This window comes from Streptomyces sp. NPDC007901 (genome assembly GCF_042959465.1).
Taxonomy (GTDB): Bacteria; Actinomycetota; Actinomycetes; order Streptomycetales; family Streptomycetaceae; genus Streptomyces.
Genome location: NZ_JBIBKW010000010.1, coordinates 172,532 through 187,755, shown reverse-complemented (window position 1 = coordinate 187,755; position 15,224 = coordinate 172,532). Strand labels below are relative to the sequence as shown.

17 protein-coding genes are annotated in these 15,224 nt (G+C 71.8%); 10 read left to right on the top strand and 7 right to left on the bottom strand.

Going from position 1 to position 15,224, the window contains the following annotated elements; genetic code table 11:
- Positions 1 to 198: 198 nt before the first annotated feature.
- Together ACFZDK_RS30555 and ACFZDK_RS30550 are read left to right on the top strand one after the other, a co-directional pair.
- Positions 199 to 981 (top strand): VOC family protein, encoded by a 783-nt coding sequence (locus ACFZDK_RS30555; RefSeq protein ID WP_390977146.1) that lies wholly within the window; start codon positions 199 to 201, stop codon positions 979 to 981.
- A 122-nt stretch (positions 982 to 1,103) separates the two neighbouring features.
- Entirely contained in the window at positions 1,104 to 2,000 is an 897-nt protein-coding gene (locus tag ACFZDK_RS30550) for a 4Fe-4S domain-containing protein (protein ID WP_390977145.1), read from the top strand.
- Here ACFZDK_RS30550 and ACFZDK_RS30545 read toward each other — a convergent pair.
- From ACFZDK_RS30545 to ACFZDK_RS30535, 3 genes are read right to left on the bottom strand one after another with little or no spacing between them, the layout of a single operon-like run.
- Positions 1,971 to 2,552, bottom strand: a complete 582-nt coding sequence (locus ACFZDK_RS30545; protein WP_390977144.1) for a GNAT family N-acetyltransferase — start codon at positions 2,550 to 2,552, stop codon at positions 1,971 to 1,973. The genes ACFZDK_RS30550 and ACFZDK_RS30545 overlap by 30 nt on opposite strands.
- A 48-nt stretch (positions 2,553 to 2,600) precedes the next feature.
- Complete coding sequence (locus tag ACFZDK_RS30540) at positions 2,601 to 2,771, bottom strand: hypothetical protein (RefSeq protein WP_390977143.1); 171 nt, start codon at positions 2,769 to 2,771, stop codon at positions 2,601 to 2,603.
- Positions 2,768 to 3,340, bottom strand: coding sequence for a dienelactone hydrolase family protein (locus ACFZDK_RS30535; protein ID WP_390977142.1), 573 nt, complete (start codon positions 3,338 to 3,340; stop codon positions 2,768 to 2,770). The genes ACFZDK_RS30540 and ACFZDK_RS30535 overlap by 4 nt, the downstream gene beginning before the upstream one ends.
- Before the next feature lie 81 nt (positions 3,341 to 3,421).
- Here ACFZDK_RS30535 and ACFZDK_RS30530 point away from each other — a divergent pair, with 81 nt between their 5' ends.
- The 8 genes from ACFZDK_RS30530 (at position 3,422) to ACFZDK_RS30495 (ending at position 11,777) form a co-directional block, all read left to right on the top strand.
- Positions 3,422 to 4,033: a helix-turn-helix domain-containing protein gene (locus ACFZDK_RS30530; RefSeq protein WP_390977141.1), complete on the top strand. Its 612-nt coding sequence runs from the start codon at positions 3,422 to 3,424 to the stop codon at positions 4,031 to 4,033.
- A gap of 124 nt (positions 4,034 to 4,157) precedes the next feature.
- Positions 4,158 to 5,195, top strand: a complete 1,038-nt coding sequence (locus ACFZDK_RS30525; RefSeq protein WP_390977140.1) for a substrate-binding domain-containing protein — start codon at positions 4,158 to 4,160, stop codon at positions 5,193 to 5,195.
- On the top strand, positions 5,192 to 6,733 hold the full coding sequence (locus tag ACFZDK_RS30520; RefSeq protein ID WP_390977139.1) for an ATP-binding cassette domain-containing protein: 1,542 nt from the start codon (positions 5,192 to 5,194) through the stop codon (positions 6,731 to 6,733). Before ACFZDK_RS30525 ends, ACFZDK_RS30520 begins: the two co-directional genes overlap by 4 nt.
- Positions 6,723 to 8,678, top strand: a complete 1,956-nt coding sequence (locus tag ACFZDK_RS30515; RefSeq protein WP_390977138.1) for a substrate-binding domain-containing protein — start codon at positions 6,723 to 6,725, stop codon at positions 8,676 to 8,678. Before ACFZDK_RS30520 ends, ACFZDK_RS30515 begins: the two co-directional genes overlap by 11 nt.
- Positions 8,679 to 8,769: 91 nt before the next feature.
- Positions 8,770 to 9,672 carry a PfkB family carbohydrate kinase gene (locus ACFZDK_RS30510; protein WP_390977137.1) on the top strand — a complete coding sequence of 301 codons (903 nt, stop codon included), beginning with the start codon at positions 8,770 to 8,772 and terminating at the stop codon, positions 9,670 to 9,672.
- Positions 9,669 to 10,058 carry a D-ribose pyranase gene (gene rbsD / locus ACFZDK_RS30505; RefSeq protein ID WP_390977136.1) on the top strand — a complete coding sequence of 130 codons (390 nt, stop codon included), beginning with the start codon at positions 9,669 to 9,671 and terminating at the stop codon, positions 10,056 to 10,058. Before ACFZDK_RS30510 ends, rbsD begins: the two co-directional genes overlap by 4 nt.
- 198 nt (positions 10,059 to 10,256) lie before the next feature.
- Entirely contained in the window at positions 10,257 to 10,772 is a 516-nt protein-coding gene (locus ACFZDK_RS30500) for a peptidase inhibitor family I36 protein (protein WP_390977135.1), read from the top strand.
- Positions 10,773 to 10,811: 39 nt separating this feature from the next.
- Entirely contained in the window at positions 10,812 to 11,777 is a 966-nt protein-coding gene (locus ACFZDK_RS30495) for a hypothetical protein (RefSeq protein WP_390977134.1), read from the top strand.
- Between the two features lie 14 nt (positions 11,778 to 11,791).
- On the opposite strand, the gene ACFZDK_RS30490 is transcribed toward ACFZDK_RS30495, so the two are convergent.
- The 4 genes from ACFZDK_RS30490 to ACFZDK_RS30475 form a co-directional block, all read right to left on the bottom strand.
- The gene (locus tag ACFZDK_RS30490; RefSeq protein WP_390977133.1) at positions 11,792 to 12,766 is read right to left on the bottom strand and encodes a helix-turn-helix domain-containing protein; all 975 of its coding nucleotides are present in this window, start codon (positions 12,764 to 12,766) and stop codon (positions 11,792 to 11,794) included.
- 477 nt (positions 12,767 to 13,243) lie between these two features.
- Positions 13,244 to 13,594: a hypothetical protein gene (locus ACFZDK_RS30485; RefSeq protein ID WP_390977132.1), complete on the bottom strand. Its 351-nt coding sequence runs from the start codon at positions 13,592 to 13,594 to the stop codon at positions 13,244 to 13,246.
- Positions 13,595 to 13,827: 233 nt separating this feature from the next.
- The gene (locus ACFZDK_RS30480) at positions 13,828 to 14,907 is read right to left on the bottom strand and encodes a MerR family transcriptional regulator (protein ID WP_390977131.1); all 1,080 of its coding nucleotides are present in this window, start codon (positions 14,905 to 14,907) and stop codon (positions 13,828 to 13,830) included.
- Between the two features lie 46 nt (positions 14,908 to 14,953).
- Complete coding sequence (locus ACFZDK_RS30475; protein WP_390977130.1) at positions 14,954 to 15,223, bottom strand: hypothetical protein; 270 nt, start codon at positions 15,221 to 15,223, stop codon at positions 14,954 to 14,956.
- Between the last annotated feature and the right edge of the window lies 1 nt (position 15,224).

Below are 15,224 nucleotides of genomic sequence, written 5' to 3'. Positions count from 1 at the left end.
CCTTCCTGCTCGCCTCGGTGCTGGCGGCGGCCGTCGTGCTGGGCGCGACCCGGGGGCGGCTGGAGCTGCCGACCACGCGGCCGTCCGCGCAACCGTGACCCCGAGCGTCACAAACCTCCCCCCTCGGGTGGCGGGATCCGCCGCGGGCGGTGATGGTGGGCGGCGGGGGACTTCACCGCGCGCAGGGGAGACCTGGAGATGCCCGAGATCACTGCTCCGTACCCGACCGGCACCCCGTGCTGGGTCGATCTGATGGCGAAGGACCAGCAGGCGGCGCTGGACTTCTACCGTGACCTGTTCGGCTGGGAGGGCTCGGTCGGCGAGGCCGAGTTCGGCGGGTACGCCGTCTGCACGCTGCACGGCAAGCCGGTGGCCGGCATCGGCGCGGCCATGGCCCCCGAGGGGCAGCCGGAGCCGCCTACCGTGTGGACCACCTACCTGGCCAGCACCGACGCGCAGGCCACCCAGGACACGATCGTCTCGGCGGGCGGCACCCTGCTGGCCCCGGTGATGGACGTCGGCGGCCTCGGCCGGATGCTGATCGCCGCCGACCCGCAGGGCGCGGTGTTCGGGGTGTGGCAGCCGGGTGACTTCCACGGCGCGGGGCTGGTCAACGAGCCGGGCGCGCTGATCTGGAACGAGCTGAACACCAGCGACGTACCCGCCGCCACCGGCTTCTACGGCGAGGCCTTCGGCATCGAGATCCAGCCGATGGAGGGCGCCGGCGGCAACTACTGGTCGCTGAACGTCGGCGACCGGGGCGTCGGCGGCGCCGCCCGCCTCGGCGACGACCGGCCCGGCACCCCGCCGCACTGGCTGACCTACTTCGCCGTCGACGACGTCGACTCCACCGTGGACGCGCTGGTCAAGCGGAACGGCACGGTGTTCGCCCCGCCGTTCGAGATGATGGCCGGCCGGATGTCCGTGGTCGCCGACCCGCAGGGCGCCGTCTTCGCGGTCTTCAAGCCGAAGCCGATGTAGGCAGCCGCCCGGTAGAGCAGCCCCCTGCCGTAAGCACCAGGTCCTGCCCCCCTTCCGCTTTCCGTGCCGCCCGGGCTACCTCTGAGGTGACCGGCGGCACGGAACGCGGAAGGGGACGGACCATGGGAAACGAACAGGTCGAGCAGGCCGGACACGGCTGGCAGGTGGACGGGCGCTGCACGAACTGCGATGTGGCGCGGCAGCTCGCACCGGGGTTGATCGGTGAGGCCGGCGGGCGCTCGGTCGTACTGCGCCAGCCACGCGACGCCACGGAGACCGGGCGCTTACACGCGGCCGCGCACGCCTGCCCCACCCGGTCCGTCCGTCCCCCGGGCGGCCGGCTGGACGCGGCCCGGGACCCCTTCCCGCTCCCCCTGGACGACACCGTGCGGCTGTGCGGGCACAACTCCCCGCACACGGCCGGCGCCAACTCCTATCTCCTCCACCGCCCCGACGGCACGTCGATGATGGTGGACACCCCGCGCTGGAGCCCGGCCCTCGCCACGCGCTACGAGGCGCTGGGCCGTGTCACCGACGTCCTGCTCACCCACCGCGACCACGCCGCGCACGGCCGCCGGTACGCCGACCGCTTCCACGCCCGGCTGTGGATCCACGAGGGCGATCTCGACGCCGCCCCGGACGCCGACCGGGTGCTGCGCGGCACCGAACCGGCCGAGGTCGCGGACGGGGTCCTCGCCCTCCCCTTCCCCGGTCACACCCGGGGCAGCGTGCTCTACCTCGCCGACGACCGGTACTGCTTCAGCGGCGACAGCTTCTACTGGTCCCGTACGACGGCGGACCTGGAGGTGGCCGACAGCGTCACCTGGTTCTCCGTCCGTGAACTGGCCGCGTCCCTGACCCGGGCCGCCGGGCGGCTCCGCTTCGAATGGCTGCTGCCGGGGCACGGCGACCGCCGCCGTCTGCCCCACGAGGAGATGACCGCGCGGCTACGGCAGTTGGCGGTCCGCACCGGTGAACTCCGGCCCCGGTCAGTCGACTTCGGAGCGGTGCGCTGGTGAGCGTCGTACGCCGAACCACTGCTCGGCGCCGTACTCCTCGAACCGTGCTGCCTCGGTGAAGCCCAGCTTCAGCGCGAGCCGCAGCGCGCGGTCGTTGGCGGTCTGGGTGCAGAGCACCACCGGCTCACCGGGGAGTTCGCCGGCGCACCAGTCGAGCACCGCCGCGCACGCCTCGGCGGCGTAGCCGTGACCCCACGCCTCGGGCAGGAACAGATATCCGAGTTCGGCCTCCCCGGCACCCGCGTCCGCACCCGCGTCCGAATGCGCACGGACGTGACCCGGACGCGCCGCGTCGCGCCGGTCGAGCGTGACCATGCCGATCATCGCCCCGTCGAGATCGACCACGAAGCAGCCGGGGCGCCGCCCGGGCACCTCGGGCACCGCCCGTTCGAGTTCCTCGCGCGGCCGGGGGCCGCCCGTGTAGGCGCCCACCTCCGGCGAGGCGAAGAGCTCGACGAACGCCGCCCGGTCCCGGGCGGCGGACTCGCGGAGCACGAGCCGATCCGTCCTGATCGGGGCGGGCGGCCAGGTGACGGGTCCGAGTCCGGTCATGGCGGCAAGCTATCGCACGCCGTCAGCTCGTCGCGGCGGTCGGGTGCGTCACCGTCGGCCGCGGACGAGACCGCGCACGTAGGCCGCCAGGAACACCAGGTAGAGGGCGGACATGGTGATCGCCCAGGCCGGGGGAAGCTTCCCCGCGGCGATCAGGGAACCCTCCATGAGGGCGACGAGGAGCAGGAGCGCGCCGTCGCGTATCTCGTCGCGCGTCATGTCCGGGCGCTGAGGAAGTCGACCGCCCGCCGGGTCAGGAGCCCGGCGGCGTCCTGGTCGTAGTCCGGCAGCGAGCTGTCCGCGAAGAGGTGCCGGTCGCCGGGGTACAGGAACAGCTCCGCGTCGGCGCGCTCGGAGACGAGGGCGTGGGCGGCGTCGGCGTCCTCGGCGAAGAACGGGTCGGCTTCCATGGCGTGGACCTGCACCGGCACCTCGTCGGGCCAGGCCGCGCCGAACTCCGAGACCGGGATGCAGGAATGGACCAGGAGCGCACCCCGCGCGCCCGCCCGCGTCTGCGCCAGCTTCTGGGCGGGCAGCACGCCGAGCGAGAAGCCGACGTAGACGGCGTCCCTCGGCAGCGGGTCGGCCGCGCGGACCCCGCGCTCGGTGAGCTCGCCGAAGCCGATCCGCTCGACATGGCCGAGACCCTCCTCCAGGGAGCCGAAGGTGCGGCCCTCGAAGAGGTCGGGCGTGTGGACGGTGTGGCCGGCCGCCCTCAGTTCGTCGGCGAACGCGGCGACCCCGGGGGTGAGCCCCTGCGCGTGGTGGAACAGTACGACCTCTGCCATGCCCGAACTCCCTACGTGCCGGTTTGTCTGCGCGGCCACCTGCCGGTGGCGAACGATCCGGAAGTTTAGAATAATCGAGGAGTGTCGAACAATACCCGTCTCCCCGACTACGACCTCGCCGACATCGCGGTCGTGACCGCCCCGGCCCAGCTCCGCGCACTGGCCGGCCCGTTGCGCGACGCCATCCTCGAACTGCTCCTCGAACGCGCCGCGACCGTGACCGAACTCGCCGCCGCGCTCGACCGCCCCAAGAGCACGATCGCGCACCACGTGAGCGTGCTGGTGGACGCCGAGCTGCTGAAGGTGGTGCGGACCCGCCGGGTACGGGCCATCGAGGAGCGCTACTACGGGCGCACCGCGCGCATCTTCCGCGTCGGCAGGATCAGCCCGGCCGACGACGGGGGCACGGCGCCCTACTGCACCAACGATCTCGCCACTGCCGCGACCGAGTCGGCCCCCGCGCACGAGGCGGACCAGCTCTCCTCGATCGTGCGGTACGTACGGATCCCCCGGGAGCAGGCCCTCGACTTCTGGGCACGGGTCCTGGAGCTCGCGAACGACTACGCGCAGCTCCCGCGCACCGGCGACGTGGTGTACGGCTTCGCGGCCGGGCTCTATCCGACCGAGCGTCCGGCGCTGCCGGAGGCCGAGCCCGCGGATGCAGACGCGGAGGCGGAGGCGGACACCGACTGACCCACCGCGAGGGTCACGATTGGATTTCAGCCACCTCTCCCCTCTTGCCGCCCAGCCGTGTAATCGATTCCAATCCTGGTTACGCAAGCGCGTGTAATCGATTCCACGAGGAGGTGGAGCGGCGATGGCGAGCATCAAGGACGTCGCCGCCGAGGCAGGCGTCTCCGTCGCCACGGTGTCCCGGGTCCTGAACGACCATCCGTCGGTCAGCGACGACGCCCGCGCCCGGGTCCTGGCGGCCGTCGCGGCGCTGGGCTACCGGCCGAACGCCGTCGCCCGTTCCCTGCGCACCGACCAGACCCACACCCTCGGCCTGGTCATCAGCGACGTGCTCAACCCGTACTTCACGGAACTGGCCCGCTCGGTCGAGGAAGAGGCCCGCGCGCACGGCTACAGCGTGATCATCGGCAACGCCGACGAGCGGCCGGAGCTCCAGGACCACCACGTACGGACCCTGCTCGACCGCCGTATCGACGGGCTGCTCCTGTCCCCCACCGACGGCGGCTCGCCGCTGATGCTGGAGGCGGCGCGGGGCGGGACGCCGATGGTGTTCGTCGACCGGTGGATCCCGGGCGTCGAGGTGCCGGTGGTGCGGGCGGACGGGCGGGCCGCCATCCGCGACCTCGTCGCGCATCTGCACCGGCTGGGGCACCGCCGGCTCGCGATCATCGCCGGTCCGGCCGCCACGACCACCGGCAGCGAGCGGGTGCGGGCCTTCCGGGAGGCCCTCGCCGAGTACGGCGTCCCCCTCCCGGACGCCTACATAGGGCAGGGCGACTTCCAGGCCGAGAGCGGGCGGCGGGTCACCGAGGGGTTCCTCGACCTGCCCGAGCCGCCCGAGGTCGTGTTCGCCGCCGACAACCTGATGGCGCTGGGCGCGCTGGACGCGGTGCGGGCACGGGGGCTTCGGGTGCCGTGTGACATAGCACTCGCGGCCTTCGACGACATCCCCTGGTTCGTGCACACCGACCCCCCGGTCACCGCGATCGCCCAGCCCACGGGCGAGTTGGGCCGGGCCGCCGTACGCGCCCTGATCGACCGTATCGAGGGCCGGACTCCGCAGTCCGTCACCCTCCCCGCCCGGCTCGTCGTACGCCGCTCGTGCGGTGAGCCGGCTCCCCCAGAGCTGTCCCCCTCCCCAGTGCAAAGGAGCACGACGTGAGCAACCCGGACGAGTTGCTGCGCATCGAGGGTATACGGAAGTCCTTCCCCGGCGTGATCGCGCTCGACGGCGTCGACTTCGATCTGCGCCGGGGCGAGGTCCATGTGCTCCTCGGTGAGAACGGCGCGGGCAAGAGCACCCTCATCAAGATGCTCTCCGGCGCCTACACGCCCGACGAGGGGCGGATCCTGGCCAGCGGCGAGGAGGTGCGCATCCACGGTGCGCAGGACTCCGAGCGCCTCGGGATCGCCACCATCTACCAGGAGTTCAACCTGGTCCCCGACCTCACGGTCGCCGAGAACATCTTCCTGGGGCGGCAGCCGCGCCGCTACGGGATGATCGACCGCAAGCGGATGGAGGCGGATGCCGAAGTCCTGCTGAAGCGGGTCGGAGTCAACGTCTCGCCCCGCGCGCGGGTCCGTGAACTCGGCATCGCCCGGCTCCAGATGGTCGAGATCGCCAAGGCGCTCAGCCTGGACGCGCGGGTGCTCATCATGGACGAGCCGACCGCCGTGCTCACCTCGGAGGAGGTGGAGAAGCTCTTCGTGATCGTCCGGCAGTTGCGGTCGGACGGGGTCGGGATCGTCTTCATCACCCATCACCTGGACGAGATCGCCGCTCTCGGGGACCGGGTGACCGTCATCCGGGACGGAAAGTCGGTCGGGCAGGTGCCGGCCACCACGCCCGAGGACGAGCTGGTACGGCTCATGGTCGGGCGGTCCATCGAACAGCAGTACCCGAGGGAGCGCGCCGAGACCGGTGCCGCGCTGCTGTCCGTGGAGGGGCTGACCCGGGACGGCGTCTTCCACGACGTGAGCTTCGAGGTGCACGCGGGGGAGGTCGTCGGGATCGCCGGGCTCGTGGGTGCGGGTCGTACGGAGGTCGTACGGGCCGTGTTCGGGGCCGATCCGTACGACAAGGGGGCCGTGAAGGTCGCCGGTACGGCGCTGCGCCGGTCCGACGTCAACGCGGCCATGACGGCCGGGATCGGGCTCGTGCCCGAGGACCGCAAGGGGCAGGGGCTGGTCCTCGACGCCTCCGTGGAGGAGAACCTCGGGCTGGTCACGCTGCGCAAGGCCACCCGGGCCGGGATCGTCGACCTCAAGGGCCAGCATGTGGCCGCCGAGCGGATCGCCGGGCAGCTGGGTGTGCGGATGGCCGGGCTGGGGCAGCACGTGCGGACGCTGTCCGGCGGCAACCAGCAGAAGGTCGTCATCGGCAAGTGGCTGCTCGCCGACACCAAGGTGCTGATCCTCGACGAGCCGACGCGCGGTATCGACGTCGGCGCCAAGGTCGAGATCTACCAGCTGATCAACGAGCTGACGGCGGCGGGGGCCGCCGTAGTGATGATCTCCAGCGATCTGCCCGAGGTCCTCGGCATGAGCGACCGGGTGCTGGTGATGGCCCAGGGCCGGATCGCGGGCGAACTCTCCGCCGACCAGGCCACCCAGGACTCCGTGATGGCACTCGCCGTCAGCAACCCCACCTCGACCGACACGACCGACAAGACCGGCAAGGAGGCCGCTCGTGGCCACTGACACGCTCAAGACCCGCACCACGGGCGGCGGTGGCACCGCCGGCGCCGCCGGCGTGCGCCGGCTGCTCCTGGACAACGGCGCGCTCACCGCGCTGATAGCCCTGGTCATCGCCATGTCGGCACTGTCCGGGGACTTCCTCACCACGGACAACCTGCTCAACGTCGGCGTCCAGGCGGCCGTGACGGCCATCCTGGCCTTCGGTGTCACCTTCGTGATCGTCGCGGCGGGCATCGACCTGTCGGTCGGCTCGGTGGCGGCCCTGTCGGCCACCGTGCTGGCGTGGAGCGCCACCCAGCACGGCGTGCCGGTGTTCCTCGCCGTGGTGCTGGCCGTCGCGACCGGCATCGCGGCCGGTCTGGTGAACGGTTTCCTGATCGCCTACGGCAAGCTGCCGCCGTTCATCGCGACGCTCGCGATGCTGTCGGTGGCACGCGGTCTGTCGCTGGTGATCTCCGAGGGCTCCCCGATCGCCTTCCCCGACTCCGTCTCGCACCTCGGCGACACCCTCGGCGGCTGGCTGCCGGTGCCCGTGCTGGTCATGATCGTCATGGGGCTGATCGCGGCCTTCGTGTTGGGCCGGACCTACATCGGGCGCTCGATGTACGCGATCGGCGGCAACGAGGAGGCCGCGCGGCTGTCCGGGCTGCGGGTCTCGAAGCAGAAGCTCGCCATCTACGCGCTGTCCGGGCTGTTCGCGGCCGTCGCCGGCGTCGTGCTCGCCGCCCGGCTCTCCTCGGCGCAGCCGCAGGCCGCCAACGGCTACGAGCTGGACGCCATCGCGGCGGTCGTGATCGGCGGCGCCTCGCTGGCCGGCGGCACCGGCAAGGCGTCCGGGACGCTCATCGGCGCGCTGATCCTCGCCGTGCTGCGCAACGGCCTCAACCTGCTGAACGTGTCCGCGTTCTGGCAGCAGGTCGTGATCGGCGTCGTCATCGCGCTCGCCGTCCTCCTGGACACCGTCCGCCGCAAGGCCGGGGCCACCCCGCTCGCCGCCGGTACCGGCGGGAACAAGGGCAGGCAGGCCGGGACGTACGCGCTCGCGGCGGTCGTCACCGTGGCGCTGGTCGCCGCGACCTCGCTCCTGCACACCGGCTCCTCCTCCGCCAACCCGAAGATCGGCCTGTCCCTGTCCACCCTCAACAACCCCTTCTTCGTGCAGATCCGGTCCGGTGCCCAGGCCGAGGCGAAGAAGCAGGGCGTGGACCTGACCGTCACCGATGCCCAGAACGACGCCTCGCAGCAGGCCAACCAGCTGCAGAACTTCACCAGTTCGGGCCTCGGCGCGATCATCGTCAACCCGGTCGACTCGGACGCGGCGAGCAACTCCGTGCAGGCCGCCGACAAGGCGGACATCCCCGTCGTCGCCGTCGACCGGGGCGTCAACAACGCGAAAACGGCGACCCTGGTCGCCTCCGACAACATCGCCGGCGGCGAGCTGGCCGCCAAGGCCGTCGCCGAGAAGCTCGGCGGCCACGGCAAGATCGTGATCCTGCAGGGCCAGGCGGGCACCTCCGCCGCCCGGGAGCGGGCGCAGGGCTTCGCGAACGGTCTCAAGGCCTACCCGGGCATCCAGGTGGTCGCCCAGCAGCCCGCCGACTTCGACCGCACCAAGGGCCTCGACGTGATGTCGAACCTGCTCCAGGCCCACCCGGACGTCCAGGGCGTCATCGCCGCCAACGACGAGATGGCGCTCGGCGCGATCAAGGCGCTGGGCTCCAAGGCCGGCACGTCCGTACCGGTGGTCGGCTTCGACGGCACCCCGGACGGCCTGGCCGCGGTCAAGAAGGGCACGATGTACGCCTCGGTCGCCCAGCAGCCCAGCCAGCTCGGGAAGATCGCCGTGGACAACGCGCTCAAGGCGATCCAGGGCAAGAAGGTCGAGTCGGCGGTCAAGGTCCCGGTGAAGGTGATCACCAAGGACAACGTGGCCGGGTTCACGGGCTGAGCCACCAAGGAGGCGGCCGGGCTGTTGAATTGAGGCCCGGCCGCCTCGATTCATGCGCGTCATGCGCATCATGTGCAGAGGGAGTCACGTGATGTACGACTACGACCTCCTGGTCGTGGGATCGGCCAACGCCGACCTGGTGATCGACGTCGAACGCCGTCCGGCCGCCGGGGAGACGGTGCTCGGCGGCGATCTCGCCACGCACCCAGGCGGCAAGGGCGCCAACCAGGCGGTCGCGGGCGCCCGGCTCGGCGCCCGCACCGCCCTGCTGGCCCGGGTCGGCGGCGACGCGCACGGCAGGCTGCTGCTGGACTCGCAGCGGGCGGCCGGGGTGGACACCGTGGGCGTGCTGGTGGGCGGGGCGCCGACGGGCGTCGCGCTGATCACCGTGGACCCCACCGGCGACAACAGCATCGTGGTCTCGCCGGGCGCGAACGCGAAGCTCACCCCGGCCGACATACGCTCCGCCGCGTGCCTCTTCCACGCCTCCCGGGTGGTCTCCACGCAGCTGGAGATCCCGCTGGAGACGGTGCTCGAAGTCGTACGGAACCTGGCCCCCGACAGCCGTTTCGTCCTCAACCCCTCCCCGCCGCAGCCCCTTCCGGGCGAGATCCTGGCGGCCTGCGACCCGCTGATCGTCAACGAGCACGAGGCGAAGGTGATCCTCGGCGAGGCGTGCGTGAGCGAGGACCCGGTCGACTGGGCGCGGATCCTGCTCGCGAAGGGCCCGAGGTCGGTGGTGGTGACACTGGGCGCGGAGGGCGCGCTGGTCGCCGACGGCGACGGCGTCGCGCACGTCCCCTCCGTGAAGGTGGACGCCGTCGACACCACAGGTGCCGGGGACGCGTTCACGGCGGCCCTCGCGGTACGGCTCGGGACGGGCGAGCCGCTCGCCGACGCGGCGGCCTACGCGGCCCGGGTCGGGGCGGCGGCGGTGACGAAGCGGGGCGCGCAGGAGTCGTACCCGACGACGGCGGAGGTCGACGCGCTGTGAAGAAGGCGGGGATCCTCAACCGTCATCTCTCCGGCGCGCTGGCCGAGTTGGGGCACGGGCACGGGGTGCTGGTCTGCGACGCCGGGATGCCGATCCCGCACGGGCCGCGGGTCGTGGACCTCGCCTTCCGGGCCGGGGTGCCGTCCTTCGCGGAGGTGCTGGAGGGGCTGCTGGCCGAACTCGTCGTCGAGGGCGCGACGGCGGCGACCGAGATCCGCGCGGCCAACCCGGCCGCCGCGAAGCTCCTGCACGGCCACTTCCCCGACCTGGCGCTGGTCCCGCACGAACACCTCAAGGACCTGTCGGCGGACGCCCGCCTGATCGTACGGACCGGCGAGGCCCGGCCGTACGCGAACGTGCTGCTGCGGTGCGGGGTGTTCTTCTAGGGCCGGGCCCGAACGGAGCTCAAGGTGGGTGCGGAGCAACGGGTTCCCGCTCCGCACCTGGGACTTTTCATCCCGGTGAAACGTGATGGCCCCTCTCTGTCCCTGTTGGCAGGATCGCTCACAACCGTTGCAATCGCCCCTTGTGTCCCGAGGAGCGAACTTCGGCAAGCCAACAGCCCGAGAAAGAGGGAATCCCCGATGAGATCCTTCCGCTTAGCCGCGGCGCTCGCCGCCACCGCTCTGGCCGTGTTCCTCGGCCTCTCCCTTCCCGGCAGCGCCGCCGCCGCGGACGCCCACACCGCCCCGGTCGCCAGGCCGGCCGCCGCCGCACCGCAGGCGGCCCAGGGAACCTCCTCCGACGAGGTCTCCCCGCAGGCCATCGGGGACTGCCCGAGCACCTACTTCTGTTTCTGGGTCAACTCCGGCTACGGCGACGGACCGGGCAAGTTCTCCGGCGCGAACGACAACTGGGGCGACTACAGCCACTCCACCTGCGCCAGCGGCACGTGGAACAACTGCGCCTCGTCCGGGTACAACCACGGCACCAGCGGCCTGGGCGTCGAGGTGTGGAACGGCACCGGCTACACCGGATACTCCGCCTGCCTGCCCAAGGACTGGTCCAACAGCAACTTCGCCAACCTCGTCTGGCCGAACTCGGGCAACACCGCCTTCAACGACTCGATCAGCAGCAACTACTGGACCTCACTCTGCTGACCGGGAACGCTCCGGCCACCCGATGACGGGCGATCACCCATGACAGAGCTCTCGCGCCGCCGTACCGGGCGCACACCGTCCCGCCTGCTGCCCCTGCTGATCCTCGCCGTGAGCCTGGTCTGTGCCGCCGCAACCGCGTGCACCGGACCGAGCACGGCCGCATCCGCCGAGGCTGCGCCGGCGGCGCGGGAGTCCGGTCACGCCGCCACCGTCCTCACCTCGGACGCCGACGCCCTGCGCCAACGCTGGCAGCTCTTCGGCGCCCTGCAGATCCTCACCCAGCGCTGCATGCGCGACCGGGGACTGCGCTACCTGGTCACGAGCGCGGGCCCGCAGCCGCCCGCCGGGGCGACCACGGCCGACTCCATCGGCTCCCGCTCGGCCCCCGGCTACGGCGTCTCCACCGCGCTCGGCCGGATGAACGACGGCCCCACGGCACAGGACCGGTACGTCCGTTCCCTGTCCGCCGCCGCGCAGACCCACTACACAGCCGCCCTCGACGGCCCCGCCGGCCAGGTGGCGGCGCTGACCCTGCCCAGCGGGTCGAGCGGGACCTACCCCACGGGCGGCTGCCTGGCCCGGGCGCGGGCCGGACTGTACGGCACCGTACGGGCCGCCCTCGAGGACACCCTCGTACCGCAGGACGTCGACCAGATGCTTGAGCGGTACCTGGCCACCGCCCCCGCCTACCAGAAGGCCCTGAAGCGGTGGCAGCGCTGCATGGCCGGCACCGGCCGGGCCGCGAAGACCCCCGCCGCGCTGATCCAGTCGCTGCAGGCCGAGGCCGTCAAGGGGGCGAGCGCCGCGAAACTGGCGCGTGAGCAGCGCGCCGCCGCAGCGGCCGATCAGCGCTGCGACGCGGCGAGCGGCCTGCGCCGCACGGGCGCCGCACAGCGCGACGCGTTCCTGCGCGACCAGCCCGCGCGCACCCGGGCCCGCCTGGAGGAGGTCTGGCACAACCGGCAGCGGGCCCTGGCCCGGGCGGCGGCCCTGCACCGCGCATGAGACTCCCCGGACGGTCACGCCCGCGGTCGGAGCAGGGCGGCGCCCAGAGGGGTGAGCGTGTGCAGCACGGTGTTGTGGTGGCGTCGGCTGACGACCAGGCCGGCGTCGCGCAGCACGGTGGTGTGATGGGTGGCCGTCGGCGCCGACACCCCCAGGAACCGGGCCAGTTCGGAGGTGGTCGCGCCCAGCGCGAGGGACCGCAGCGCGGCCGCCCGGGTCCGGCCGAGCAGGGCGACGAGCGAGGCGTCGGGCGGGCGGCCGGGGACGGCGCGACGGTCGCCCTGCAGGGGGTAGACCAGGAGGGGCCCGAGGGTCTCGTCGGCCAGGGAGACCGGCGACTGCCAGCAGAAGTACGAGGGGACCAGGCGCAGTCCGCGGCCCGCGAGGTGCAGGTCGCGGTCCTCGACGTAGTCGACGTGCAGGACCGGCGAGTGCCATCGGATCGCGGGCGACAGGCCGGCGAGCAGTCCGTCGAGTCCGGTCGCGAGGGCGTCCCGGCCACGCAGGGCGCGCTCCGCGGCGACCATGGCGTGAATACGGCTCTCGTGCGGTGCGATGACCGCTTCGTGGTAGGCGCGCAGGAGTCCGGCCAGTTCCTCCCGGGCCTCTCGTTCCATCAGCCGGGGTGCCCAACCGGGAGCGCCGGTGACCCTGTCCAGCATCCGGATCTCCAGGGCGACCCGGGCGGGCGGGGTGTCCACGACCGCCGTGAGCCCGCGGTCCAGGCCGTCGGCGGCCTCGGGCGGGGTGAGGAAGTCGGGCATGTAGCGGGCCCGGGGCAGCACCGGGACCAGCAGCCGGCGGACGGCCACGCCGAGCGGGGAGCCGGCGAGGGTTTCCCGGGTCTCGCGGTACCAGTCGGCGTACGCCCAGCGGCCCCGTGAGGTCTGCAGGCGGTGCAGGCTGCAGGCGATCTCCCAGAGCGGGTCGGGGGCGCTCGCCACCCGGACCCGGGCCAGATCCTGAGACGTGAAGTGGATACGCAGCACGAGAAGCGCCCCCCGAGTCGAACAGCCGTCCCGCCCAGAGAGCAGCCTGCGCCACCCGACTGTCAGGGGCAACTCAAGAACCGGTCGCACCGGCGCCCGCACGCACTTCCGGAACACGCTCCCCGCACACGCCTCCCGGACATGCTTCGAGGGGGCCCGATCCGTCGATCGAACCCCCTCGGCTTTCCCCTCCGTATCAGAACCCCCGCGATCCCCCCGGATCCCCCTCCGAAAGCCCTGATGCCAAGTAGACCGGCGGGGTGGGGGGAGGGTTGTACGCCGGTTCAAGATTTTTCCGCAGCGGTCGGACGGCCCCTCCTGGAACCGGCTCGATCCCCCTGCGCGCGTCGGCGTGAGCGTGTCGATTAAGGACAATCTAAGGAAACGGCAAAGACAGGCGGCCCATAGGCTCCCTAAGATCCACAGGGCCTGCCCCACCCCGGATCGGACGGGGTGGGGCAGGCTCTCAGGGCTGGTTCAGCGAACTGTGACGGACACGTTCTTGGAGACGGCGCTGCCGTCCTTGACGCGCAGGACCTCGACGCCCTTCTTGTCGAACTTGTCGTCGAGCTTGTAGGCGCCCTTGGCGACCTTCGCCGTCGCGGGCAGCGAGACCCACTTCTTGCCGTCCTTCACCTGAAGGGTCACCTTGCTGCCGTCCTTGAGCCCGTCCACCTTGCCGGCGAAGGTGACGACATCGCCCAGCTTGACGGCGGTGGCGCTCGCCTTGACGGTGATCGACGGAGCCGGAGCCGGGGCGGCGACAGCGGCGATGGCACCGGCGGCGACGAGCGCGGCGGAAGCCACGGCAACAGTGGCGATACGCATGTTCACAGGAAACTCCTTGAATTCGAATTGCCTTTTCCAACCGCAATCCCAGGTCATTTGCTCACCCTTGCGGCTGACTCGAACTCTATAGACACGAGCAGTTCAGATGCGGTTCCGGCCGAATGGAAAAAACCCGAACCGACAGGTGAAACACAGCAAATCGAAAAGGGTGGAGAACCCTGAACAGGGAACATAAGAGAGACCTGTGTGAAGAAGTCCTCACACAGGTGCCGTCAGTCCTCCAGCCGGACCGGCATCAGGAGCGAGAAGGCACCCTCGTCGTCGGGCCGGCGGATCACGATCGGCGCCGTGGGCGCGCCGAACTCCAGAACCAGTCGGTCACGGGCCCCGGCGGCCAGCGCGGCCAGCAGGAAGTCACGGTTGACGGCGACGCGGTTCGGGTCCTCGTGGACATCGGCGTCGTCGACATCGGCGCAGAGGGTCACTCCGCCGCCCTCCACCCTGAGCACGCTCAGATCAGGCGCCCCGGCCTCTCCGGAGCGGACAGGACCGGTCTCCAGAGCGTGCCGGAAGGCCGACACCTCGACGACGGTGCGGCGGCCGTCGGCCCGGGGCAGAAGACGGCGGTAGTCGGGGAAGTCGTGGTCGAGGCAGCGGCCGGCCGCCTGCCGGTCTCCGCCCTCCAGCGTCACCAGGTCACCGTCGACGGAGAGCCCCACGGCCCCCTCGCCGTCCAGCAGCGGCCGCATCGCGTCCACAAGCGGCGTGGGCACGACGACCTGCACCCGGCCCCCGTCGTGCCCGGCGACACCGGCTCGCGCGAACGCCATTCGGTACCGGTCGGTGGCCACGGCACGAAGGCTCTCGCCCTCGATGTCGAACAGAACCCCGCCGAGCATCGGCAGCTCGGGATCGGTGCTCACCGCGAAACGAACCGCGTCCAGCGCGGCTGCCAGCTCCGGCGCGGCGACGGACAGGCGGACGGAGGCGGTACGGAGCGAGGTCATGACATTCTCCCGGTGATCGAGTAGTGCGCGGAGCGCGAAGAACTCGCCGCGGGCATCGGACAGCCCCTGTTCGAGACGGCGCAGGTGCGCCTTGAGCAGTTCCCGGACCAGATCGGTGTCCGCGCCGGACCAACTGGCCAGCACCAGCCGGATGTCCGCCAGCGGCATCCCGGCCCGGCGCAGGCGGGCCAGCAGCCGGGCCTCCTCCAGCTGCCCGGGCTCGTACCAGCGGTATCCGCTCACCGGATCCACCCAGGCCGGGACCAGCACACCGGCACGGTCGTAGAACCGCAGGGCGCTCACGCCGAGGCCGCTGTCGCGGGCCATCTCCCCGATACTGCGCATGTCGTTCTCCACACCCCGCACTCTGGGCCCTGCACAAGGTCGAGGGTCAACCCGGCAACCGCGCACCCCTGCTCTCGGCGACACGCTTCACGTCCCGCAGCGATTCGCTCAGCCTCCGCGCGAGACAACGGAGTTCTTCGGCAGTCAGCCTCTGCTCGGCGAGGAGTTCGGCCGCGTGGTCGAGCAGCTCGCCCGCCATGCCGAGGTGCATGCTCTCGATCCGGTCGGCGAGCCGGGAGACGTATCCGGTCCCGTCGCCCACGAGATGACCGGGTTTGCCGTCCGCGCCGGTCCACGGAAGCAGGCGCCCGCTCATG

Bases quoted from the DNA above. Each gene is read 5' to 3' on its own strand.
- ACFZDK_RS30555 (WP_390977146.1), top strand. From the start codon at position 199: ATGCCCGAGATCACTGCTCCGTACCCGACCGGCACCCCGTGCTGGGTC.
- ACFZDK_RS30550 (WP_390977145.1), top strand. From the start codon at position 1,104: ATGGGAAACGAACAGGTCGAGCAGGCCGGACACGGCTGGCAGGTGGAC.
- ACFZDK_RS30545 (WP_390977144.1), bottom strand. From the start codon at position 2,552: ATGACCGGACTCGGACCCGTCACCTGGCCGCCCGCCCCGATCAGGACG.
- ACFZDK_RS30540 (WP_390977143.1), bottom strand. From the start codon at position 2,771: ATGACGCGCGACGAGATACGCGACGGCGCGCTCCTGCTCCTCGTCGCC.
- ACFZDK_RS30535 (WP_390977142.1), bottom strand. From the start codon at position 3,340: ATGGCAGAGGTCGTACTGTTCCACCACGCGCAGGGGCTCACCCCCGGG.
- ACFZDK_RS30525 (WP_390977140.1), top strand. From the start codon at position 4,158: ATGGCGAGCATCAAGGACGTCGCCGCCGAGGCAGGCGTCTCCGTCGCC.
- ACFZDK_RS30510 (WP_390977137.1), top strand. From the start codon at position 8,770: ATGTACGACTACGACCTCCTGGTCGTGGGATCGGCCAACGCCGACCTG.
- ACFZDK_RS30500 (WP_390977135.1), top strand. From the start codon at position 10,257: ATGAGATCCTTCCGCTTAGCCGCGGCGCTCGCCGCCACCGCTCTGGCC.
- ACFZDK_RS30495 (WP_390977134.1), top strand. From the start codon at position 10,812: ATGACAGAGCTCTCGCGCCGCCGTACCGGGCGCACACCGTCCCGCCTG.
- ACFZDK_RS30485 (WP_390977132.1), bottom strand. From the start codon at position 13,594: ATGCGTATCGCCACTGTTGCCGTGGCTTCCGCCGCGCTCGTCGCCGCC.
- ACFZDK_RS30480 (WP_390977131.1), bottom strand. From the start codon at position 14,907: ATGCGCAGTATCGGGGAGATGGCCCGCGACAGCGGCCTCGGCGTGAGC.
- ACFZDK_RS30475 (WP_390977130.1), bottom strand. From the start codon at position 15,223: ATGAGCGGGCGCCTGCTTCCGTGGACCGGCGCGGACGGCAAACCCGGT.